Source organism: Deinococcus taeanensis (assembly GCF_020229735.1).
GTDB classification, from domain to species: Bacteria; Deinococcota; Deinococci; order Deinococcales; family Deinococcaceae; genus Deinococcus; species Deinococcus taeanensis.
Genome location: NZ_CP083455.1, coordinates 1899468 through 1920889, shown reverse-complemented (window position 1 = coordinate 1920889; position 21422 = coordinate 1899468). Strand labels below are relative to the sequence as shown.

At 68.8% G+C, this 21422-nt stretch carries 19 protein-coding genes; 7 read left to right on the top strand and 12 right to left on the bottom strand.

What is annotated here, in order from left to right; translation table 11 throughout:
- Positions 1-51 precede the first annotated feature (51 nt).
- The 7 genes from LAJ19_RS09170 to murF all read right to left on the bottom strand — a co-directional run bounded on the left by LAJ19_RS09170 (position 52) and on the right by murF (position 8246).
- A complete protein-coding gene (locus LAJ19_RS09170) occupies positions 52-2052 on the bottom strand; it encodes a secretin N-terminal domain-containing protein (protein WP_225475463.1) in 2001 nt (666 codons plus the stop codon).
- Positions 2053-2055: 3 nt separating this feature from the next.
- Positions 2056-3342 (bottom strand): hypothetical protein, encoded by a 1287-nt coding sequence (locus tag LAJ19_RS09165; RefSeq protein WP_225475462.1) that lies wholly within the window; start codon positions 3340-3342, stop codon positions 2056-2058.
- Positions 3339-3986: a type IV pilus inner membrane component PilO gene (locus LAJ19_RS09160; RefSeq protein ID WP_225475461.1), complete on the bottom strand. Its 648-nt coding sequence runs from the start codon at positions 3984-3986 to the stop codon at positions 3339-3341. Before LAJ19_RS09160 ends, LAJ19_RS09165 begins: the two co-directional genes overlap by 4 nt.
- A complete protein-coding gene (locus LAJ19_RS09155; protein ID WP_225475460.1) occupies positions 3976-4665 on the bottom strand; it encodes a fimbrial assembly protein in 690 nt (229 codons plus the stop codon). The genes LAJ19_RS09160 and LAJ19_RS09155 overlap by 11 nt, the downstream gene beginning before the upstream one ends.
- Positions 4658-5836 carry a type IV pilus assembly protein PilM gene (gene pilM / locus LAJ19_RS09150; protein ID WP_225475459.1) on the bottom strand — a complete coding sequence of 393 codons (1179 nt, stop codon included), beginning with the start codon at positions 5834-5836 and terminating at the stop codon, positions 4658-4660. Before pilM ends, LAJ19_RS09155 begins: the two co-directional genes overlap by 8 nt.
- A gap of 332 nt (positions 5837-6168) precedes the next feature.
- Positions 6169-6888, bottom strand: coding sequence for a hypothetical protein (locus LAJ19_RS09145; protein WP_225475458.1), 720 nt, complete (start codon positions 6886-6888; stop codon positions 6169-6171).
- Positions 6889-6956: 68 nt separating this feature from the next.
- A complete protein-coding gene (gene murF / locus LAJ19_RS09140; protein ID WP_225475457.1) occupies positions 6957-8246 on the bottom strand; it encodes a UDP-N-acetylmuramoyl-tripeptide--D-alanyl-D-alanine ligase in 1290 nt (429 codons plus the stop codon).
- Positions 8247-8325: 79 nt separating this feature from the next.
- Here murF and LAJ19_RS09135 point away from each other — a divergent pair, with 79 nt between their 5' ends.
- The gene (locus tag LAJ19_RS09135; protein WP_225475456.1) at positions 8326-10056 is read left to right on the top strand and encodes a bifunctional metallophosphatase/5'-nucleotidase; all 1731 of its coding nucleotides are present in this window, start codon (positions 8326-8328) and stop codon (positions 10054-10056) included.
- Between the two features lie 62 nt (positions 10057-10118).
- Positions 10119-11129: an acetamidase/formamidase family protein gene (locus LAJ19_RS09130; protein WP_225475455.1), complete on the top strand. Its 1011-nt coding sequence runs from the start codon at positions 10119-10121 to the stop codon at positions 11127-11129.
- Here LAJ19_RS09130 and LAJ19_RS09125 read toward each other — a convergent pair.
- From LAJ19_RS09125 to LAJ19_RS09115, 3 genes are all read right to left on the bottom strand, one after another.
- Positions 11121-12479 (bottom strand): amidohydrolase family protein, encoded by a 1359-nt coding sequence (locus LAJ19_RS09125; protein WP_225475454.1) that lies wholly within the window; start codon positions 12477-12479, stop codon positions 11121-11123. The genes LAJ19_RS09130 and LAJ19_RS09125 overlap by 9 nt on opposite strands.
- A gap of 495 nt (positions 12480-12974) precedes the next feature.
- Positions 12975-14534: a DAK2 domain-containing protein gene (locus LAJ19_RS09120; RefSeq protein ID WP_225523242.1), complete on the bottom strand. Its 1560-nt coding sequence runs from the start codon at positions 14532-14534 to the stop codon at positions 12975-12977.
- A 67-nt stretch (positions 14535-14601) separates the two neighbouring features.
- Complete coding sequence (locus LAJ19_RS09115) at positions 14602-14934, bottom strand: Asp23/Gls24 family envelope stress response protein (protein WP_225475453.1); 333 nt, start codon at positions 14932-14934, stop codon at positions 14602-14604.
- Between the two features lie 120 nt (positions 14935-15054).
- On the opposite strand from LAJ19_RS09115, the gene LAJ19_RS09110 reads away from it, so the two are divergent.
- Positions 15055-16377: a M17 family metallopeptidase gene (locus LAJ19_RS09110; protein WP_225475452.1), complete on the top strand. Its 1323-nt coding sequence runs from the start codon at positions 15055-15057 to the stop codon at positions 16375-16377.
- A 52-nt stretch (positions 16378-16429) separates the two neighbouring features.
- On the opposite strand, the gene LAJ19_RS09105 is transcribed toward LAJ19_RS09110, so the two are convergent.
- Positions 16430-17350 carry a DUF4032 domain-containing protein gene (locus tag LAJ19_RS09105; protein WP_225475451.1) on the bottom strand — a complete coding sequence of 307 codons (921 nt, stop codon included), beginning with the start codon at positions 17348-17350 and terminating at the stop codon, positions 16430-16432.
- A 235-nt stretch (positions 17351-17585) separates the two neighbouring features.
- Between LAJ19_RS09105 and LAJ19_RS09100 the strand changes: the two genes are divergently transcribed.
- The 4 genes from LAJ19_RS09100 (at position 17586) to LAJ19_RS09085 (ending at position 21094) form a co-directional block, all read left to right on the top strand.
- Complete coding sequence (locus tag LAJ19_RS09100) at positions 17586-18182, top strand: sulfite oxidase-like oxidoreductase (protein ID WP_225475450.1); 597 nt, start codon at positions 17586-17588, stop codon at positions 18180-18182.
- 49 nt (positions 18183-18231) lie between these two features.
- Positions 18232-18765 carry a mismatch-specific DNA-glycosylase gene (locus tag LAJ19_RS09095; RefSeq protein ID WP_255639822.1) on the top strand — a complete coding sequence of 178 codons (534 nt, stop codon included), beginning with the start codon at positions 18232-18234 and terminating at the stop codon, positions 18763-18765.
- On the top strand, positions 18750-19526 hold the full coding sequence (locus LAJ19_RS09090) for a hypothetical protein (RefSeq protein ID WP_225475449.1): 777 nt from the start codon (positions 18750-18752) through the stop codon (positions 19524-19526). The genes LAJ19_RS09095 and LAJ19_RS09090 overlap by 16 nt, the downstream gene beginning before the upstream one ends.
- 149 nt (positions 19527-19675) lie before the next feature.
- Positions 19676-21094, top strand: coding sequence for an alpha/beta fold hydrolase (locus LAJ19_RS09085; RefSeq protein ID WP_225475448.1), 1419 nt, complete (start codon positions 19676-19678; stop codon positions 21092-21094).
- An 18-nt stretch (positions 21095-21112) separates the two neighbouring features.
- On the opposite strand, the gene LAJ19_RS09080 is transcribed toward LAJ19_RS09085, so the two are convergent.
- A complete protein-coding gene (locus tag LAJ19_RS09080) occupies positions 21113-21421 on the bottom strand; it encodes a hypothetical protein (RefSeq protein WP_225475447.1) in 309 nt (102 codons plus the stop codon).
- Between the last annotated feature and the right edge of the window lies 1 nt (position 21422).

Here is a 21422-nt window from a genome sequence, read left to right as displayed (position 1 = left end):
AAACAAACTCGCCCTTCACACGGAAGGGCGAGCAATGAACCGGTGAAGTGCCTAGCGGACGACCGTGCCGGTGATCACGACCAGCAGCTGTGACTGCTGTTTCTGCGTGGTCTGCGTTCCGAACAAGGCGCCCACGACGGGAATGCTCGACAGGAACGGAACCCCGGCATTCGTGGTGGATTCCTTCGTCGACAGCAGCCCGCTGAGCAGCAGCGTCTGGCCGCTCTTGAAGGTCAGCGTGGTCTGCGCCTCGCTGTTCGTGAACTGCAGCAGATTGGGCAGTGTGGAGGCCGTCACCGCTGTCTGAAGGGCGTTCACCTGTCCGCGTACACGCAGGGTCACGGTGCCGTCCGGTGCCACCTGAGGATCGAAGAAGTCGAGGTTCACGCCGTAGTCAATCTGACGCTGGATGTTCCCGGCGCTGGACGGAATCGTGATCTCCAGGCGCCCCCCGCTCTTGATGTTGGCTGCCGCGCTGCCCGACGCATTCTGCGGCCCACTGCTGCCCAGCGCCCGCTGGCCGCTCTGCATGGTGATGCTGCCGTCGTACACGCTCTTGCTGAGGCCCTGGTTCTGCAGGGTGTTCAGCGTGGCGCCGAGGTTGAAGCCCACCAGGCTCTGCGTCGGGTCGAACGACAGCCCCAGGCCGTTGCTGCCCGTGGTGACATTGAACCCACCGAACCCGGCTTTCAGGTTCACGCCCAGGCTGCGCGCCGCCGTGTCCGTGATCTCCTGAATGCGGACCTGCACGTTGATCTGCGGGACGCGCAGATCCAACTGCGGAATCAGATCGGCGATCTGCGCCACCTGCTCGGCCGTGCCGCGCACGATCAGGGTATTCGTGCGTTTGTCCGCGATGATCGTGGCCCCCGGCGCCGAAGAGGCGGGCGCCGGAGCGGTCGTCGTTGCCTGCGCCGCCGACGTCTGGGTCGTGGGCACGGTAACGGTCACCGCCGTGCCGTTGGCGTCCGTGGCATTCACCGGCACGTTGGCCAGGGCCGGCGAGCTGCCAGTCACTTCACGGGCCAGGGTCCCCTCCAGCGTGGCCTTGACCTCCTCAGCGCTGGCATTCACCAGCTGGAAGACCCGCTGGGTGATCTGAGCGCCCGCGACCGCCGGTGCGGGCCGGTCCACCTGGCCCAACAGGGTCAGGGCGGCGTCCAGCTGGTTCTGAGGTCCGGTGACCACCAGCTGACCAGTCTGCCCGACGGGCGTGACCTTCAGACCCGGGTACTGCGCGGCCAGCAGGGCCACGATGTCCGCCTGTGCGCCCCGCACGGCGTACACGCGCTGCACCGTCTGCGATTCCGTGGTGGTGGTCGCGGCGGTGGCCGTGGTGCTGGCACCCGGCGTGCTGTCGAGCTGGGTGAGCAGGCGGGTCACTTCAGCCACTTCCTTGTTCGTGCCGCGGACAATCACCGAGTTGCTGCGCACATCCGGCACGATGCGCAGCGTGGCCGAGTCGAGCTTCACGTCCACCAGCGCGCGGGTCATCCCGACGGTGTTGCCCTGCGCGTCCTTCTGGGGCGTTTCGCTGTAAGTGGGCGTCCCGAAGAACAGCTTCACCTGCTGCGCCGCCTGCGTGGCGTCCGCGTTCCGCAGGGTCACGGTCCGCTGGATGGGCGTGTTACTGACCCGCAGCACCGGCTGCCCGGCGAGGCTGATCACGTCATAGCTCAGGCCGTACACGTCCATCAGCAGCGGCCACACTTCATTGAAAGGTTTGTTCTGGAAGGAGTAGATCACCGGGCGTGCCGTGCCCGCTGACGACGTGGCCGCACCTGCAGCCTGAGCGTCGGTGACACTCGTGGTGCCGCCCGCGGCAGGCAGAGCGTCCACGTTCGTATCCAGGATCAGCCCGTAACCGGCCGCTTTGGCCAGGGCGCCCAGCAGACTGGAAAGCGGTCCACCGTACCGGCCGATTTCCACAGTGACACTGGCCTGAGAGAGAGCCGGGTCAGCCACGCTGGTCTGGGCGGGCAGGGAAGGCGTCTGCGCGGCGGCCATGCCCAGCGCGGCGGTCAGCAGGAGAGAAGCAAAGCGTTTAGTCATGGCTCACCTTTTATCCAGTTCGAGGATCTTCGAGTCGTTGCCCAGGCTCAGGGTGGCGCTGGTGGCGGTTACTTCCTTGACGGTCACCGGAGAATCCGGCAGGTTCTGCCCGACCGACACGACCACGAACCCGTCCTTGCTGCGGAAGATCGCCGTGTTGACCGGACCCAGAACCACGGCGTTGAACGCGAGCCCCTGAGACTGCACGAAGGAGTCCAGGGCGCTGGCGCCACTCACAGTGCCAGGAGTCCCCGTAAGATCGCTGCCAACTTCCGTAATGACATCCGGCGTGCCAGGCGTTGGAACCGTTGTGGGCAGCGCACCAGCTGACCCTGTCGCAGCACCATTCCCGGTGGCGTTCCCCGGCGTGGTTCCCGCAGTGAGACCAGCTGCCGTGGTGCCGGGCAGGCGGGTCACGCTGGGCACACTCACGCCAGCCACTGGGGCAGGTGCTGGAGCGGGCGCCGGCCGGGCGCCTGGGAGCGCTGCAGGCGTGCCCGCCGTAATAGTCGCACCGGTGGTGGCCCCACCCGGAGTTACCGGCGTGGGCGTACTGCTGCCCGACGTCACCACACCGGTTCCACCCGTGGCGGCCGTGCTCGTCCCAGGCGTTCCGGGCACCGTGGCGACGGTCCCACCCGTTGCAATGGGCGTCACCACTACAGGATTGGAACTGCCGTCTGCGCCAGGAATGGTCGGCACGGGAATGGCTCCGCCTGTCACCGTGTCGCTCGCGCCGGACGACCCGGGGAGCGGGGAGAGGCCCAACGCGCCGCCCGTCTGAATGGGAGTGACGGCAGGAGCGCTTGCGGTGGGGAGCGGGGAGGGAATACTGGCGGTCGAGGCCGGCAGGGTCTCCGACCTGCTGTTCCCCGCGCCGGCTGGAGCACCGGCCCCGGCCGCAGCGTCGATCCGCAGAGGCTGGAACGGGTTGTTGCCAGGCACCGCGGCGAGCGTGCCGTCCGGATTGATGCCGCCGGGCGTGGGCGCTACGTCCTGCGCAGCAGCCGGAGTCGGCGTTGCCGGATCACTGGTGGGGAAGGGCGGAATGACCTCCACGTCCACCTGCCCCCCGCCAGTTGAGACCGGGCCGCTGCTCGACGTGCCTTTGCCCGTGGCGTCTGGCGTGGTGACGGGCACCGTCTCTGCCGGCGGGGTCACCGCAGCGTCAGTGACCGTGTCGTTGCCCTTGTTGGTCAGGACGTACCACAGGCCAATGGCCGCCACGAGCAGCAGCAGGCCCAGCAGCAGTTTCATTTCGCGGGAGAGTTTGACGGGCGCGCGCGTCACTGGGTGCCTCCTGTCGGGGCCGGCGCAGCAGGCGCCGCGGCTGGAGCCTGCGGGGTCGTGCCGGCCGCGGCGCTGCTGGCCTGATTCGGATCAAAGGTGTACACGGTGAGCGCCAGGGTCCCTTCCAGAACCGGGTCGCGGCTGACCGCCTGGGGCAGCTGCAGACTGACGTTGTTCACGTTGGAAAAGCGGCTCATGGTCTCCACCGACCGCAGCAGCTGGAACAGCTGGGCGAACCGGCCGGACACATTCACGTTCAGCGCGATGGGCCGCACGCCGGCCGGCAGGGTCGTTGGCGCCGTGGCGTTCCCGACACTGAAGGAGGTCATCTCCGCGCCGGCCGCCGCCGCATTCAGGCGAATCTCGTCGAGGATGCTGTAGTAGTTCGCAGTGGGGGGCAGGGCGGCCAGAAATTCGTCCTGCTGCACCTTGAGCTTCGTGACCTCTTCACGCAGGGCAGGCAGCGCCTGCGCGTGAGACCGCATCACCGTAACGCGGGACCGTACGGTCTCCAGCTCCGAATTCAGAGCTGTAATCTCTGCCTGCCGGGTCTGGAAGCGCATGGTGTACCACAGCGCCGCAGTGATCAGGCAGGCGGCCAGCACCACCAGGAACAGGTTGCGGGGCGAGAGTTTAGTTAACATTGCCGCCTCCCTGTGAGGTGTCCGGGGTCGCCGGCGCGGCGGGCGTGGCACCGGGCGTCACGGGCGTTTGCGGCGCCGTCCCCGCCTGGACGATACCGACGCTGGCGTTGAAGGTGTACTCGTTGGCCTCCGCTTCCTGTTGCAGGTTACGGAAATTCAGGCCGAAGCTGGGGTTGTTCTCGAAGGTCCGGAGGAAATTCACGACGGCCTGCTGGCTGCTGGCCTTGCCGGTAAGTTCAATCTCCCGCGTCACGTTCTTCCCGCTGTACACCCCGGTCTGCTGCAGGCTGCCCAGAGCGCCGGCGTCCAGCGGGCGGATCGTCATGCTGCTCAGGGCCACTCCGCTGCCGCTGGGCAGCTGCGCGGTGAAGGCCGCCAGGTCGTTCGTCCAGTAGGTTTTCGCGTCACGCAACTGCGTGGCAATGGCCGTGATCTGCGTCAGTTGCGTGCGTTCCAGGGTCAGTTGGCTGAACTCGCGGTCTGCGGGGGTCAGGGCGGCCACCTCACCGTTCAGGCTGTCGATGTCCTTGCGCAGGTTCCCGATCTGCGTGCCGCTGACAACCTCGATTCCGCCGATGATCAGGGCGGTCAGGACGACGAGCGCCACAGCTGCAGGCTGCCACAGGGTCGGCTCGGACTGCTTGCGGTACTGCTGCGGAAGAAGGTTGACTTCAACCACGGGTGGTCACCCCCCGCAGCGCCAGGCCCAGCGGCACCGTGAACTCGGGGGCATTGGCCTGCAGGTACCCGGTGTCCACGTTCGCCTGGTCCGTCTGCACGGTCAGCCAGGGGCTGGCAACCTCCACCCGGAACCCCAGAGCGTCACTGATGGCGGCGGCCAGGCCGCGCAGTTTCGCGCCGCCGCCCGCGAGGAAGGTCCGGTCAATGACGACGTCGCCGCTCTGCACCCGGTAGAACTCCAGGGAGCGGCGGATTTCGGTGATGAGGTCACCCAGGACCGGGCGGACCACTTCGAAGACCCGGGCCGGGGAGTACTGCTCGCGGGCCATGTCGAAGTTCAGGAGATCCTCCTCGTCCTCGGTGGGCGTCGTGGCGGTCGCGTACCCCAGCTTGACCTCCTCGGCCGCGCTGAAGTCGAGATCGAAGGCTTTCTGCAGGGCGGTGGTGAAGTCGTCGGCCGAGACGTTGATGTTGCGGGCCATCAGGATGCGGTCGCCGCGCACGAGGTTGATCACGCTGCTGCTTGCTCCGATCTCCATGACCAGCGCAACCTCACCGGATTCGGTGTAGTTGCTGCCGGTCAGGGTGCTCTTGGTGAGGTGTTCGCCCAGCAGGTTCCCCCGCAGGGCGCGCAGAGACGCAAAGGACTTGAGATCCACAATGCTGGGTTCCAGGCCGGCCAGACGCAGCACCTCCACCTGACGCGCGATGGCCTCGGTGGGCGCCGCAGCGATCACAACTTCCATCTGGCCGTCCTCGGGGATGTTGGCCGGGTCGTCCAGCAGGTCGAAATCCAGGCTGACGTCATCAATCGGGTATGGAATGTAGCGTTCCGCTTCCCACTTGATGGCCTCCTGCAGGTCTTTGCGGTCCATTTTGGGCACCATGATGTTTCGCGTGACGGCCACCTGATTGGGGACGGCGGTCACGGCGAACCGCTGGGTGATGCGGTGCTCGGCGAGCAGGTTCTTCAGTTCCGTGGCAACGGCCTGCGGTTCCACCACCAGTCCGTCGCGCATGCTGCCGATGGGAGTGGGCACCATCACGGCGTGCTGGAGGGAGGGCGGCGAGCCGGGGCGCAGGGCGACGACCTTGATGGCACTCGTGCCAATTTCCACGCCCAGGGCGTTGGGACGTGGGTTCAGTAGGCGGTTCAGGAAACTCGACATTCTCCCTCCAGGGTCACGCGGATTTTAGCATTCCCTCATCTGGCGGCGGGAGGGACCGGTGGAGACGGAAAGGAAGCGGACCAGGGAACGCGCGTGAAAGGTCATGGACAGCCCATGCAATCACGCCTCCGCTTACGGAACTATGACACCCTTCCAGACGCATTGAATGGCGTCCCGGTGCCCCGCGCTGCCAGGCAGCTGGTGCCCCATGGCCTGAGGGGGACGGTTCCCCCGCAGCCTGAACACCCCCCAACCATGAAGTGGAACGGACCAGGACAGCGTCAGTACACCATAAGTCGAACGCTCATCTTGCTCAGGACTGAACAGGCCGGTCAGGTCTGCTCGCCCAGGTCCGGACCGAACACCCGCACCCGGCCTGCCGTGTCGACCGTGACGATCCAGGCGCCGACCCGCCCCACAGCGCCTGCACCATGAGGAACGCGCGCCCTGACCTGACCAGCTGCATCCACGCGCTCCAGGTGGGTTCCGGTCAGCCGGTACGAGCCGGTCTCCGTGCCCACCTCACGGAAGGTGCCGCCACTCACGCCACCGGGTCTCCAGTTCAGGCTTGAGAAGCCCTGGCCCGGCAGCGTGGCCGCGTCCCTGACCCGCACCACCCGGCCGCCCAGCAGCAGATACTCCTCGCCGTCCCCACCCGTCAGGGCCTCGGCCGCCCGGCCCCGCACTCCGGGCGCCGCGGCGCCCGCGTAATCCACGGCGCTGCCGTCCTCCCGGTACACCCGCTCTGCACTCATGGCCGTGACGCGTCCCACCGGCACAGTGGCCGGCGCGCCATCCAGTGTGACGAGACTCGCCAGCCCCGGCACGCCCGCCCAGGCCTGCCCGGCATGCCACGCGACCGCCACCACGCCCGGCAGGCGCGGGCACACCGGCGTGAACGATGGCTGCCGCGCCACACACGCCCGCCCGCCTGCCGCCCACGCCACTCCTGCGTCGCTGAACGCAGCGCGCAGTGTTCCGTCCGGCCCCGACCCAGGCCCCACGGTGGGCGCACAAGAAACCAGCAGCAGGAACGGAATCAGGAAACGCATATCTGCATTGTGCCCACCGTCCCCCTGAGCGTCGTGAAGGCCCGGCGGCACCGCCCGGCAGCGGGTGCCTAGGCGCCCGCCTGCGCGTCGAGCAGGGCGCGGACAACCACATCCAGACCCACGCCCTCCTGCGCGCGGCGCTCCGGCGTCCAGCTGATTCCCCGGCTGGCCTTGACGAGCACCACGTCGCCGTCCTTCACCTCCGCCAGCAGGTCCGCCAGCAGCGCCGGAACGGTCGCGTGCGCCCGCTCTCCCAACTCCCTGGCAAACGCGCCCACACCGAACGTCACGTCAACCTGCCCGCGCGCATAGGCGCCCACCTCCGCGTGCAGCGCCTGCTCGGTCGGCCCAAGTTCCAGCATGCGCCCCAACACGCTCACCCGCCGGCCCGGGAAGGCGCGCAGCGCATCCAGGGCCGCGTGCACGGCAACCGGTGAGGCATTGTAAGCGTCATCGATCACCGTGAAACGCCCCGGATGCACCCGGTAGCGGCCCGCCGGAACGCTCACCTCCGCCAGACGTTGCGCAGCCCCGCCCAGGTCAAGCCCGGCTTCCCGGGCCAGCACCAGACCCAGCACCGCCGCCTCCGCCTGCACCCGGGCCGCGAGCGGCAGCTGCACCGGCACCCCCTCGAAAGTGAAGGACGCGCCCTGCGGCGTGACGGTCAGCGCCGCGCCGCCGAAGGTCACGTCACCAAACCCGTACGAGTCCACGCCAGGGTAGAACGCTGAAGCCTGCGCACCCACCAGCCCCCGCACCGGCTCACCGTGCGGACCCCGCAGAATCCCGCCTTTCTCCCGGGCGATTCCCTCGAGACTGCCCAGCTGCTCCAGGTGCGCCGGACCGATCGTGGTGATAACCCCCACATCCGGCCGGACCAGATCCACCAGTTCGGCCATCTCCCCAACCCGGTCGATGCCCATCTCCACAACCAGCGGGCGCTGCGCGCGGCCATGTTCGATCAGGAAGCACGCGATGGCCGGCATGGTATTGAACACCGGCATGAACAGCGCGTTCAGGGCCGCGGCCGCGTAACTCTTCGCGGTGGTCTTCCCGGCACTTCCGGTGATGCCCACCACCAGCGGCGCGCCTGCCCGCTCCGCGCGTGCCCAGGCGAACAGCGCCTCCTGCGCGTCTGGGACGCGCAGGGCGCGGGGCACGTCCAGGTCCGTCAGTACAAACGGCGCCCCCGCTGCCAGCGCCTGCTCCACAAACGCGTTCCCGTGCGTCCGCTCGCCCGGCAACGCCACGAACGCCACCTCCGGGGAGGCCTCCCGGGAATCCCACGTCAGGCGGACTGCCGGGCGGGCCTCCGGGTGAACAGCAGCGGCGAACGGAACAGCGCGGGGGTCGAGCATGTCCCGAGGCTACACCCCTCACCCGCTGACCGGACGCACATCAAGGGTGCACTGCACATGAGTAGAATATGCAGGCCCTATGAAAAAACTGCCTCTGCTGATGTTGACCGCTGCCCTCGGTCTGACCGCCTGCACGACCGGCTCCCTCGCCCCGGACCCCACCAACGTCACCATTCTCGGACTGAACGACTTCCACGGGAACCTGGCCCCCACCAGCTTCACGACCTCCGCGGGCGCCAAGATCAGTGCCGGCGGCATCGAAGCCATCGCCGCGGAAGTCAACGAGGCCCGCAAGGCCAACCCCAACACTATCCTGGTCGGCGGCGGCGACCTGATCGGCGCGAGCCCCATCAACAGCGGCCTGCTGCGTGACGAACCCGCCGTCTACGCCCTGAACGGCATGGGCATGAAAGTCAGTGCGCTGGGTAACCACGAGTTCGACCAGGGTCTTGAGGAATTGTTCCGCATGCAGAACGGTGGCTGCAACAGCAACGACACCACCAAGGCCTGCAAGTACGAGACCACGTACACCGGCGCGACCTTCAAGTGGATCGGCGCGAACGTCGAGTACAACGCCACCTCCGGCAAGACCGGTACGCCCTTCGCCCCGTACATCATTCAGGAAATCAATGGCCTGAAAATCGCGTTCGTGGGCGCGGTCACCAGGACCACCCCCGGCATCGTGTCGCCCGAAGGCGTGAAGATGCTGAACTTCACCGACGAGGCCGCCGCCGTCAACAAGTACATCCCGGAAATCCGTGCCAGGAAACCTGACGCGATCATCATGCTGATCCACGAGGGCGGCGAACTGGCGACCGGCAGCACCGACAAGTACGACACCGTCGGCTGCAAGACCCTCAGCACCACCAGCCCGATCGTGGACATTGCCAAGCGCGTCGATCCGGCCGTGAGCGCCATCATCAGCGGCCACAGCCACCAGGGCTACAACTGCCTGGTGCCTGACCCTAATGGCAAGGACCGCATCGTCATTCAGGGCGACTTCTACGGTCACCTGCTGCAGCGTCTGGATCTGGTCGTGGATAAAGCCAATCACGGCGTCATGCAGGTCAAATCCGCCAACCTGGTCGTGAACTACGACACGCGCAAGGCGAACGGCACCCTGGACGCCAGCATGACCACGATTCTGAACAAGGCCAACGAGAAGGTCGCGGCCATCAAGAACGTGCAGGTGGCCACGCTGGGCGCGCCGCAGATTCAGCGCGGTATCAGCAATGCCCGGAACACCGAGTCCGCGCTGGGCGACGTGGTCGCCGACGCCCTGCTGCTGGCCGGCCAGCCTTACGGCGCCCAGATTGGCCTGATGAACCCCGGCGGCATCCGCGCCGACCTGCCCGACGCCACGCAGATCAAGCCCGGCAACGCCGTGAACTTCGGGGACGTGTTCGCCGTGCATCCCTTCGGGAACACCACCACCGTCCTGAGCCTCACGGGCCAGCAGATCAAGGACCTGCTCGAACAGCAGTGGAGCGGCGCGAACGCCACCGCCGTGAAACTCCTGCAGGTGTCCGAGGGCTTCAGCTACAAGTACACGCTGAGCAACCCTGAGGGCCAGCGCGTGAACATTGCCGACATCACCCTGAACGGTAAGCCGATCAGCGCGACCGCCACCTACCGGGTGGTGACCAACAACTTCCTCGCGGCAGGCGGCGACAACTTCACCGTGCTCAAGCAGGCCACGAACGTCGTGCAGCTCCCCGGCGTCAGTGACACCGATGTCCTGAGCGCCTACCTGAAAGCCTACGGCCCCACCCTGACGAACACCGTCAAGGGCCGCATCATCAAACTCTGAACCTTCCCCCTCAAGTCTGCCCTGACCACCGGTCAGGGCAGACTTGCTTTAGCCTGTCGGACATGACCCACCATCACCTGAGTGGCCCCATTCATACCGTCTGGGATCACGCCCTGGCCCCTGCGCTGACCCTGCGCAGCGGGGACTCAGTCACCCTGAGCACGCTGGACGCCTCCGATGGTGGAGTCGCCCGGCGCGTCGCGAACGGTGAACTGACCGCGCCGCCCGCTCTGGACGCCCTCATTCGAGCCGACGCCACTCCCGCGCGTTCAGGCCCGCGCGGGCATCCGCTGACCGGCCCGGTGTTCGTGGAGGGTGCTGAACCCGGAGACGCGCTGCGCATTGAGATCCTGGACGTGCAGACAGCCGATTGGGGCTGGACCGGCTGCCGCCCGGACGGCATCGGCCTGCTCGACGCCGCCCTGGCCGAGGAGGGCCTGCGCCCCTACACGCACTTCTGGGACCTGCGCGCCAGGACGCACGCCGAGTTTCTGCCCGGCATCCGCGTGCCGCTCGCGCCGTTCCCGGGCGTCATCGGCGTGGCCCTCGCTGAACGTGGCCCGCACCTCACGGCGCCCCCCCGGCAGGTGGGCGGCAACATGGACATCCGGCAGCTCGTGTCCGGGAGCACCCTGTGGCTGCCCGTGGAAGTTCCTGGCGCGCTGCTGTCGGCCGGTGACCTTCACGGCGCGCAGGGAGACGGTGAACTGTCTGGAACCGGCATTGAAACGGCCGGACAACTCCACGTGCGGATTCACGTGGAACGTCAGGCGGGGGTGACCACGCCGGAATTCGTCACGCCGACCCACGGCGGCAGCAGCAGCCGCTGGCACGGCACCACCGGACACCACCCGGACCTGATGACCGCCGCCCGCACCGCGCTGCGCGCCCTGCTGCGCCGACTGGAACAACGCGGCCTGACGCTGGAGCAGGCGTACGTGCTGGCGAGTGTGTGCGTGGACCTGAAGATCAGCCAGGTGGTGGACGCCCCGAACTACACAGTCAGCGCGTTCCTGCCGCTGGACGTCTTCGAGGACGGCACGTGGCCCGGGTCGGCCGCCCGGTCAGGCTGAAACTTCCTGGGGTGCCTGCACCGCGGCCCGCAGCGCTGACGCAGGCAGCGGCCGCCCCTCCTGAACCACCAGGGTCAAGTCCCGGGTCGCGCGGATGTCGGCGAGAGGATCGCCGCCCACGATGAGCAGGTCGGCGACCGCGCCGACCTCCAGGCGACCCAGGTCCGCGCGGCCCAGCACGGCGGCCGCATGCCCGGTCGCGGCGCGCAGCGCCTGCACCGGGCTCAGCCCGGCGTGTACCAGCCGCTCCAGCTCTGCGTGCAGCCCGCCGCCCGGCAGAGTGAACGCCCCGGCCGGAGTGTCCGTACCGGCACCCACCAGGCCGCCCAGCCCCGCAACCCGCGCACTCAGCGCCGCGGCCAGCGCCCAGTCCGCCTGGGCGACATGCCGCATGCCCGCCATGCCGGCGTGCACGGCGTTCCACTGCGCGTTCAGGCTCGTCCGCACCTCGCCGCCCAGATCCTCCAGGGGCAGCCCCCCACCTGCGGGCCGGTCCGCTGTGGCCAGCGGCGCCGTCACGCTGAGCGTGGGGACCAGCGCCGTGCCGGCCTGCACCGTCAGGGTTGCCAGTTCATCCAGCAGGTCGTCCTGGAGGGGTGCCAGAGGGTCCAGTCCGGCGCGCTGAGCAGCAAGCGCGTACCCGCTGGCGTGCTCGATGGACCGTACGCCGCAGGCGAGGGCCTGCCGGGCATCCACCTGGGCACTCAGGCCGCGGGTGATCTGAAAGCCCAGGTCCGCCATCACCGGCAGGTTCAGCCGCGCGGCCTCGTGCGCGGCGGCGGCGAACACCTCGGGTGCGAGCTGCTCGTACAGTTTCACGTGCGTGACCCCTTCGGCCGCCAGGAACGCCACCGCACGCCTCGCCTCAGCGGGCGTGCGGACGATCAGCGCCGCGGCGCTGCGTTCCTGGCCGTCTCCGGGCTCATGAACGGCGCCCGGCCCGAAATGCCGGAAGAATGCGGCTGGTCCGTCCAGCAGCGGTCCCGAAGGCAGCAACCGCGGGCGCAGACCAGGCGCGCTGAGCAGCGCGCCGATCATGTCCAGCGGGTTGCAGGCGTCCCGTACGGTGGTGACCCCCGCCGCCACAAACCACGGCAGGTACCCAGGTCGGGCGTGCACGTGCAGGTCGATCAGGCCCGGCAGGATTGTCCCCGAGACGCGTACCCTGACGGCCTCAGCCGACACGGCAAGGGTGTCCTCGGCCCCCACTGCCTCGATCCGGCCCGCGCGGGTCACCACTGCGCCCTGCTGAACCGCTTCATCGTCCAGGCCGTTCCACGTGCGTCCCAGCCACACGACCGGCTGGGCGGGGGACAGGACGGGCAGGGTGGCAGGCGTGAATTCAGGCATACCCTCACTGTGACCGTTCAGGGGCTCGTCTCTTCACTCACCTGTGGAAACTTCCGCGCCGCAGAGCGTCACCCTGCTCACCCGCGAATGGCCCCACTGGATCCTGGCCGGCTTCGTGACGTGCGGGCGGACCGCCTGTTGCGGGGGGACCGCAGGTCAGGACCCGTCCTCAGCGTTCACCGGAACGTGCAGTCCTCCTGGACGCAGGCCCGGTGCGCTGCATGCACGCCAGGTGAAGCGCAGGCCACTGGGTGAGGCAGGGCTGCGCACGTGCCGCCTCCCTCCACTGGCCGCCTCCCCCGGGCCGCTCCTGCCTGGCCTACGAAAGTGTTCGACGCTTTGTTCCGCCACACGACGCCCCGCCCATGCTGCCTTCCCAGCCTCCTGAGCCCTCAGCGCCTGCCCCTTTCCGGCACGTGAACTTTTGCAGCATGGAGAGGGGCAGACCGGGCCGGAGAGAACTGTCCCTCCGGCCCGGATCTGGTGGAACTGCCGTTACTCCAGCGTGACGAGGTAATCGTACAGATCCGGCCCGCCGGCGTGCGCTTCGACCTCAGCGCCGCTGTACACCCCGCTGATCTGACCGGCAAGCACTTCGAGGTCCTCCTGGGTTTTCTGCGGGCCGCCGAACACGGTGATGATCTCCTGACCCTGGTAGTGGCGTTCGAGCATTTCCATGACGCTGCCCTCGGGCGTGCCGCCACTCTGAACGAGTTCGTCGTCCATCAGGCCGATCACGTCACCTTCGCGGATATCAAGGGTGCGGCCGTCTTTAACGGTGATGTTGGTGGTGCGGCTCGCGCGGGTCACCTCGAAGGTGGTAACGGCGAGGGCCGCTTCGGCCATGCCGTCGCGCAGTTCCTCGGCGGGGACGTTCGCGCTGAAGTTCAGGGCTGCGCCGATGCCCTGCCCGAGCGTGCGGGTGGGGATCACGACCGCGCGGCCCTCCATGAGTTCCATGGCCTTTTCGGCCGCCATCAGCACGTTCTTGTTGTTCGGCAGGATGATGACCTTTTCCGCGCTGACGCTGCGCACGGCGTCCACGATGTCCTGCACGCTGGGGTTGGCGGTCTGCCCGCCGGACACGATGCGTGCGCCCAGGCTGCGGAACAGTTTCACGAGGCCGTACCCGCTGGCGACGGCCACCAGGCCGCTGGGTGGAAGTTCTTCCTCGGCGCGGGCGGTGGCGCCGGCCATGCCGAGAATTTCGGTGTGCTGCTCGCTCATGTCCTCAACTTTGGTTTTGAGCATCTTGCCGTAGCGGCCCACCGTGGCAAGCAGCTGGTCGGGTTCGTTGGTGTGAATGTGGCCCTTGACGTACCCTTCGGCACCCACCACGAGCAGGCTGTCGCCGAACGGCGTGACGAGCTCCCGGATCTCCTCGATGGGGCGGGTGGCTTCACTCATCAGGAACTCGGTGCAGAAGCCGAATTCCTCGTTCTCGAACTGCTGCTGGGCGTAACTGGTGACGTCCGGAGCGGGGGGGAGGGCCTCGCCGCGCAGTTGCGCGAGCATGCCCTGCACCATGTACAGGTACCCCTGGCCGCCGGAATCGATGACGCCGGCCTGCTTCAGGGCGGGGAGCATGTCTGGCGTCTGGTCAAGCAGTTCCTGGCCTCTGAACAGCGCGTTCTCGAGGACTTCCTCAATGTGCTCGCCGCGGGCACCTTCGGCCACGCCGCGCGCCACTGTGAGGATGGTGCCCTCCACGGGTTTCATCACGGCGCCGTACCCGGTCTTCTGTGCCGCCTGGAAGGCGCGGGTCAGGGCGGCGCTGTCCACGACCTTCAGGTCCTTGATGGCTTCGGCGAAGCCCTTGAGCAGCTGTGAGAGGATCACGCCGCTGTTGCCGCGCGCGCCGAGCAGCGCGCCGTAGCTGATGGCGCGCGCCACGCTCGGCATGCTGTGCTCGTCGCAGGTGTCGAGTTCGCGCCGCACGGATTGCAGCGTGAGGTGCATGTTCGTGCCGGTATCACCGTCCGGCACGGGGTACACGTTCAGGGCGTTGACCTGCTCGCGGTACACGGCGAGCCAGTCGGTCGCGTAGCGCAGCATGCGCGCCAGGTCGGCAGGGGCCAGGTGCGCGCGGTGCCCGGTGTGGGCGGCGCCGGCCAGTTCGGCGTCAGACACGCTGGACCCCCACGGCGTGGACGCGCGTGGCGGCCAGTTCGATTCCCGCCTGGGTCCTGACGGTGTGTTCCACGCGCTCCGCGATATTGCGCGCGACGGTTGGAATGCTGACGCCGTACGCGACCACCACGTACAGGTCGGCGGCGTGGCGCGCGCCGTCACGGCTGATCACGACGCCCTCGCTGACGTTCGCGCGGCCCAGCACGCGGCTGAGGCCCTCTTTCAGGTTGGCGGGGGCCATGCCGACCACGCCGGGAATCTCGTGGGCGGTCAGCCCGATCAGTGAGGCGAGGGCCGCCTCGGTGATTTGAATGGAGCCAGTCACAGTAAAGGTCACTATACCGGAGCGGGGTCAACCGCCCCACGCGGCGCCCGCGTCCGGGCGTCCCAGCTGCTGTCCCGCCACCCGGAACCCGCCGGGTGCGGCGCGTGGTTTACTCCGCGCATGCCTCTTGTCAATGCAATGGACGCCGCTGACCTGACCCTGTCTTTTGTCACGCCGGACGGAAGCCGCCTGACCCGTGACCTGAAGCCCGGCGAGGTGCGCCTGAGCACCCGGGGCGCGCAGGGTGACGAGGCAGTGGCGCTGGCTCCGGGCAGTGCCGCTGAGGCGCGGGACCTGGGCAGCGCCGTGATGACCCTGGCGCGGGAACTGAAGGCGCAGGCGGTGCGGATTGCGGCCAGCGGGCACGGCGCGGCCCTGGCGGCCTCAGCGCTTGGCGCGGCCTGGCGTGACGCCCGGTACCGGCGCGGCGCGGGCACGCCCACCGCCCTGTTCGTGGAGGGGTTTGGAGAGGCTGAGCGCCAGCGGGTGCAGGGCCTGGGGGCGGGCCTTGACTTCGCGCGGGAGCTGACGAGTGCGCCCGCAAACGTCCTGAACCCCGTCACCCTGGCCCGGGAGGCCCGCACGCTGGAACGCCTGGGCCTGGATGTAGACGTCTGGGACGGCGATGACGTGACCGCACGCGGAATGAATCTGCTGGCGGCCGTGGCGGCCGGCAGTGCCACCGGGCCGCGCCTGATCCGCGTGACCCTGCCCGCGCGCGGCGAGGTGAAGACGGTGGTGGCGCTGGTCGGCAAGGGCATCACGTTCGACACGGGCGGATACTCCATCAAACCTGCGGCCGGCATGAACGGCATGAAGAACGACATGGGCGGCGCCGCGGCCGTGCTGGGGGCCATGCGCGCGCTGGGTGAACTGCGCGGCCTGATGCCGCAGGGGGTGGAGGTCCGGGCGTACGTGGCGGCTGCGGAGAACATGGTCGGCCCGCACGCCATGCGGCCCGGGGATATCTACCGCGCGGCGAACGGCCTGCACGTGGAGGTCACGAACACGGACGCCGAGGGCCGGCTGGTGCTGGCCGACACGCTCACCGTGGCGTGTGAGGAGGGCGCCACCGAGGTCGTGGATCTCGCCACGCTGACCGGCGTGAAGGTCAGTGCGCTGGGGGCGGACATCGCCGGTCTGTTCAGCAGCGACGCGGCGCTCACGGCGCGTCTGAAGGCCGCTGCGCAGGACGCCGGGGAGTACGTGTGGGAACTGCCGCTGCATCAGCCGTACCTGCAGTCCTACCAGAAGGGCACCATCGCGGACCTGAAAAACAGTGACATGCAGCCCGCCGGGGCCAGTATCAAGGCGGCGCTGTTCCTGCAGCAGTTTGTCACGCGGCCCTGGGTGCACCTGGATATTGCCGGGAACGCCACGCGTGAGGACGTCGCGACCGGCTGGGGTGTGGGGACCCTGGTCGAGTACGTCCTGAACCGGTAGGGCGACCGGGGCGGGGCCCGGCTGTACTGTGGGCCCCGCCCCGGCGGGCGGTTTACATCGTGGGGGTCAGTTTGCCGCGCAGCATCAGGCGCATGCGCTGCCCCACGCGTTTGTAGACCGGCGGCGCGAAGTGCTCGCGGAAATCCATGGTCGCCTCCTCGCTGCCCACGTCGTGCCCGTACTTCTGGGTCAGGAAGTACCGGTGGTCCATGATCCACAGGTACAGGTCCGCCTCGGTGCGCCCTGGGAAGCGGGACATCACGTCATGCTTCCCGATGTTCTCGACAATGCGCCCGTACATGCGGTGGTACCAGTTGTCCACCGCTTCGTCCCACGTGACGGGCGGCAGGCCGGCCCGTTCGGGTTTACGGTCCAGGAAGTACTGCCGGGTGCGGATGTGTTCCAGAAGCTTCTCGTAGCGCCCGGGGGTCGTGAAGCGGATCTCGTGATGCCCAGGCACCCGCTGGTCGAGGTTGGTGGCCTTCAGGAACTGCGCGTACTCGCCCTTGATGATCAGGTCCTTGAGGGTGTCGCCCTCCTCGGGTGGAACGGTTACGTGCAGTTCGATCACGTACGCATCGATGAACTTCTGGCCCTGACGCCGCGCGACGGAAACGCGGTGGTTGCCGTCTTTGACGAAGTACAGTTCGCCGACCTTGTACACCTGGATCGGCGGCAGTTCCTTGCCCTGAAGCTGCGCGGACCGCACGCCGATCCAGCGTTCGTCCAGGTGCGCCTCTTTCGGCAGGTAGTGCCGGTCGAACTCCCGGTAGCGGTCCACGGAGCCGATGATGTGATCCACTTCGATGGTTTCCAGGCCGCGCTGGTGCTCGCCGTCGGGCGCGAGGTGCCGCACCCACTCGAAGGGCAGCAGTTCGTTCGGCTGGCGGCGCAGGATGGCGAGCAGGTCGCGCACATCCCCGAGGAAGCGGGCGCGTTCGACTTCGTGTTTGGCCTGTTCAAATGCGGACATGGGACTCTTCGCTCCTTGATCCCGCATGGGTGCGGGTGCGGGGGGGCCGGTCGCCTCTGTCACCGCCGGGGGAAGAAGAGGCCCCGGACTTGGTGTTCAGCGTACACCATCGCTGCCCAGGCACACAGAGGCATTCGTCACCGCCGCCCGGCGCACCTATCGAAACACTTCATGTTGGGCCGCAATCGTGCGCTGGCCCCTGCTCCGGCCGCGGTCACACACGGTTGAATGCGGCATGCTTGGCAAGTTCTTCAAGAAGCCCGACAGTGACATGGGCGGGCGCGTGCCGCCCGGGCAGACCCTCACCACCCGCTTCCCGGTGCTCACGTACGGGCCCACGCAGCACTACGCGCCGGACGACGTCGTGATCCGCATCAGCGGACTGGCCGAGGAACACACCTTCACCTGGGCGGACCTGATGGCGCTGCCGCAGACGACCCTCACGTACGACATTCACTGCGTCACCCACTGGAGCAAACTGGACACCACCTGGACCGGGGTGCGCGTCACGGACCTGATGGCGCACATCCAGCTGAAACCCGGCGCCACGCACGTCATGCAGCACTCGGTCGGCGGCTACACCACCAACCTCTCTCTGGACGACTTCCTGCGGCCCGGGAACCTGCTCGCCCACACCTTCGACGGTCAGCCGCTGGACGCCGAGCACGGCGGGCCCCTGCGGCTGGTGGTGCCGCACCTGTACTTCTGGAAGAGCGCCAAATGGCTCACCGGGCTGGAATTCATGCCGGCCGACCAGCCCGGCTTCTGGGAACGCAACGGGTACCACATGCGCGGCGATCCCTTCGTGGAGGAACGTTACGACGACGACTGACCCCCCCGTACCGGACCTCACCGGCAGCGGCGAGTACATCGTCCCGGATGTGCTGCGCCCCGGCCTGACCCTGGTCCTGGTGGGCACTGCACCCAGCCGCATCAGTGCCGCAGCCCGCGCCTACTATGCCAACCCCGGCAACCGTTTCTGGCGCACCCTGCACGAGGTGGGCCTCACGCCCCGGCAGCTCGACCCGCGTGAGTACCCCCTGCTGCCCACCTACGGGATCGGCCTGACGGACGTGGCCAAACGCCACAGTGGCGTGGACGCCGCCCTGCCCGGCGAAGCGTGGGCGCCTGAGGAACTCCGCGCGAAACTCCGCTCGCACCAGCCGCAGCTGGTGGCGTTCACCAGCAAACGCGGCGCGTCCGAAACCCTGGGTCTTCCCACCGGGCGCCTTTCGTACGGCGAGCAGACCCAAAGGCTCGAGGGGTGCGAACTGTGGGTGATGCCCAGCACCAGCCCCCTGGGCCACACGCACTTCCAGCTCGCGCCCTGGCAGGCGCTGGCCGACCGCGTGCACGCCCTGCACGGGAACCCGGACGGCGCCGGGCGCGTACCGGCAGCATGGCTCGAACCCTGAAACGCGTTCTGGGCGCAGCCCGGACCGGCAGCCGGGCCGTCCGGGTGCTGCTGCGCCCCGCGCAATCCTGGCCAGCCCGTCCGCCCCAGGACCCCTGGCAGCTCATGTCCGGCCTTCCCGACCCGGCCGCTGCCGTGCAGCGCGGCATGCACGGCGCACGCCGCGCCGCCGGCCTGGGCGTCCTGCTGCTCCTGACCCTGCTGGCCCTGTCTTTCCTGGCCACCCTGACGGTGCTGCTGGGCATCGGCGTGGCGTCGGGCAGCGACCTCGCCGGATGGCTTCTGGGCCTCACCCTGCTGCTGAGTCTCGCCCTGACCGGCTGGAGTGCCCGCCGCGCCCGCATGCTGCTGCGCGCTCCACCCGCCGAGCCTGTCACCCTGGAGACCGGCCCGCCGGACGAACAGGACCTCGTGCACCTCCTGCGGCGCCACGAGCGCGCCTTGCCCGCCCCCACGCTGCGGGCCTTTCACAGCGCCGTGACCGCCACCCGTGACGCCCTGCGCGCCACGCGCGACGCCGGCACCCTGACCCGCGACGCCTTCGACGCCCGGCAGGCCGCGCGCGAGGACCTGCCCCAGGTCCTGAGTGCCTATCACGACGCCCCCCCGCAGGGCCGCGATGACCAGGAACTCCTGCGGCAGCTGCACCTGATCGAGCAGCGCATGACCGAGGTGAGCCGCGTGCACGCTCAGGCCCGCCGCCGCGACCAGCAGTCGCGCACCCGTTACCTGCAGGACAAGTACACGCCCGGACAGGACTGACCGCCCCGCCTCTGCCTGACGGGCCAGATGAAGCGCAGGGCCCCCCGCACTTCACGCCCCGGCTTCATGAGGGGCGTCTCCGGAAAACCGGAAGAACTGCCGTTACCTGCGTTACCGTCGGCCGGGCCGCGTGCCCGGAGCATGGCCCCATGCGCCGATCCCTGTCCTGTGCCGCCCTGCTCGGTGTGACCCTGGCCACCACCACAGCCCGCGCCGTACCCGCCGCGCCGCTGAACGCCCAGAGTGCCGCCACCCTGAACCGCGTGCCTGCCGTGCGGGTCGTGCAGCCGGGCCTGCCCGTGCCCGGCACCCCCGCGAACCTCAACGCCAGCATCACTGTCCGGTACGGTCCGGCCCGTCCCCAGGCCGTGCTGCTGCTGATGCCGGGCTTCCTGGGTGGCGCGGCCAGTTTCGACCGGCTGGCCCGGCAACTCGTGACCCTGGACCCCACCCTGGCCGTGTGGGCCGTGGACCGCCGCGCCAACCTCCTGGAAGACCACGCCCCGCTGCTGACCAGCAGCATGACGCAACTGCAGCGCATCGTGCGGGAGGGCCTGCCGGTGCGCGACCCGGCCAGCGTGCCGTACCTCAAGGACTGGGGCCTGGACGTCACGCTGCGCGACTGGCGCGTGGCCGTCCAGGCCGCCCGCACACTCACCCCGAACGTCTTTATCGGGGGTCACTCCATGGGCGGCACCCTGACCGGTCTGTACGCCGCGTACGACTTCAGCGGCACACCTGGCGCCGCCGACGTGCGTGGCCTCGTGATGCTCGACGGCCTGCCAGGTCTGATGAGTGGCCAGCCCCTCACCGCTCAGCAGTACGAGCAGGGCGCCACGAACCCGATCGGCGCCCTGCCCGGCCTTCAGGGCCTGGCACGCGACCCGTACGTGAACACCCTGTTCTTCGGACCGACCCTCGCCAGCCGCGCCGCCGCGCAGGCCCGCCTGGCCGCCCTGCAACCCGACGCGCCCGCCCCCACCGGCGGCCTGACCCGCTTTCCCGCCACGAACCTCGCCGCGGCGTTCACGCAGATCGACCAGCGGTACGCCCTGATTCCCTTCCTGGCCCTCAAAGCCGGGCGCGCCACGAACGCGGTGGACGCCCCCTTCCTGCCCACCATGGCGCTGGGCGGCAAGGACAGCCGCTGGATTACCGGCCCGCAGGACCCCAGGCGCCCGGTGGGGTGGCAGAGTGACCCTGCGCAGCTGACCGACGCGGCCGATTTTGCGCGCCGGTACATTGGCCCGCTGGGAGATTACAGCGAGTGGTACTTTCCGAACCGCCTGGCCCTGGATCTTGCCGCGGCCCGCACAGAGACGCGCGGCACGCCGTTCGAGCGGTCCCTGCCGGTGTGGCACGCCCGCACCCTGAGCCTGCCTGTGCTGGGCGTCGCGGCGGCCGAGGGCGTCACGACCGAAGCCCAGTACCGAGAGTACGTCCGCGGCACGCGCGCCACGCTGACCGTGCACACCCTGCCGCGTGCGGCGCACCTGGACATCACCACCGCCACGAGTGACCAGGTGGCCCGCTGGATTCGCGACTGGCTGCGGCCTCTGCGGCGCTAGGACCCCAGACCGTCCGGACTACCAGGTGTCGTCGTCCAGGGCGCCACGCTTTGCGTCCCGCCGCGCTTTGCGGCGTTCGTCCTTACTGCCCTTGCGTTTTGATTTGGGCGGCAGGCTCAGGATGTAGGTGCGTTCCGGCTGGCACGGCGCGGGAATCTCTCCCAGGGCGTCCACCGGCTCGGCGGTGCGGAGATTACCGATGACATGCACGTGCCGCTCTGCGCAGTACGGGCAGGTGTCCACCACCCAGAACATCACGCGGGTGCCCGGCATGTCCCGCAGGGTCACGAACGCCAGCTGAGGGGACCGCCGATCCTTCTTGCCCATA

Excerpts from the sequence above, each read along its gene's own strand:
- LAJ19_RS09105 (WP_225475451.1), bottom strand. The coding sequence starts at position 17,350 with ATGTCCGCATTTGAACAGGCCAAACACGAAGTCGAACGCGCCCGCTTC.
- LAJ19_RS09100 (WP_225475450.1), top strand. The coding sequence starts at position 17,586 with ATGCTTGGCAAGTTCTTCAAGAAGCCCGACAGTGACATGGGCGGGCGC.
- LAJ19_RS09135 (WP_225475456.1), top strand. The coding sequence starts at position 8,326 with ATGAAAAAACTGCCTCTGCTGATGTTGACCGCTGCCCTCGGTCTGACC.
- LAJ19_RS09120 (WP_225523242.1), bottom strand. The coding sequence starts at position 14,534 with ATGCTGCGCTACGCGACCGACTGGCTCGCCGTGTACCGCGAGCAGGTC.
- LAJ19_RS09145 (WP_225475458.1), bottom strand. The coding sequence starts at position 6,888 with ATGCGTTTCCTGATTCCGTTCCTGCTGCTGGTTTCTTGTGCGCCCACC.
- LAJ19_RS09160 (WP_225475461.1), bottom strand. The coding sequence starts at position 3,986 with ATGTTAACTAAACTCTCGCCCCGCAACCTGTTCCTGGTGGTGCTGGCC.
- pilM (WP_225475459.1), bottom strand. The coding sequence starts at position 5,836 with ATGTCGAGTTTCCTGAACCGCCTACTGAACCCACGTCCCAACGCCCTG.
- murF (WP_225475457.1), bottom strand. The coding sequence starts at position 8,246 with ATGCTCGACCCCCGCGCTGTTCCGTTCGCCGCTGCTGTTCACCCGGAG.
- LAJ19_RS09130 (WP_225475455.1), top strand. The coding sequence starts at position 10,119 with ATGACCCACCATCACCTGAGTGGCCCCATTCATACCGTCTGGGATCAC.
- LAJ19_RS09125 (WP_225475454.1), bottom strand. The coding sequence starts at position 12,479 with ATGCCTGAATTCACGCCTGCCACCCTGCCCGTCCTGTCCCCCGCCCAG.
- LAJ19_RS09090 (WP_225475449.1), top strand. The coding sequence starts at position 18,750 with ATGGCTCGAACCCTGAAACGCGTTCTGGGCGCAGCCCGGACCGGCAGC.
- LAJ19_RS09080 (WP_225475447.1), bottom strand. The coding sequence starts at position 21,421 with ATGGGCAAGAAGGATCGGCGGTCCCCTCAGCTGGCGTTCGTGACCCTG.
- LAJ19_RS09085 (WP_225475448.1), top strand. The coding sequence starts at position 19,676 with ATGCGCCGATCCCTGTCCTGTGCCGCCCTGCTCGGTGTGACCCTGGCC.
- LAJ19_RS09170 (WP_225475463.1), bottom strand. The coding sequence starts at position 2,052 with ATGACTAAACGCTTTGCTTCTCTCCTGCTGACCGCCGCGCTGGGCATG.
- LAJ19_RS09110 (WP_225475452.1), top strand. The coding sequence starts at position 15,055 with ATGCCTCTTGTCAATGCAATGGACGCCGCTGACCTGACCCTGTCTTTT.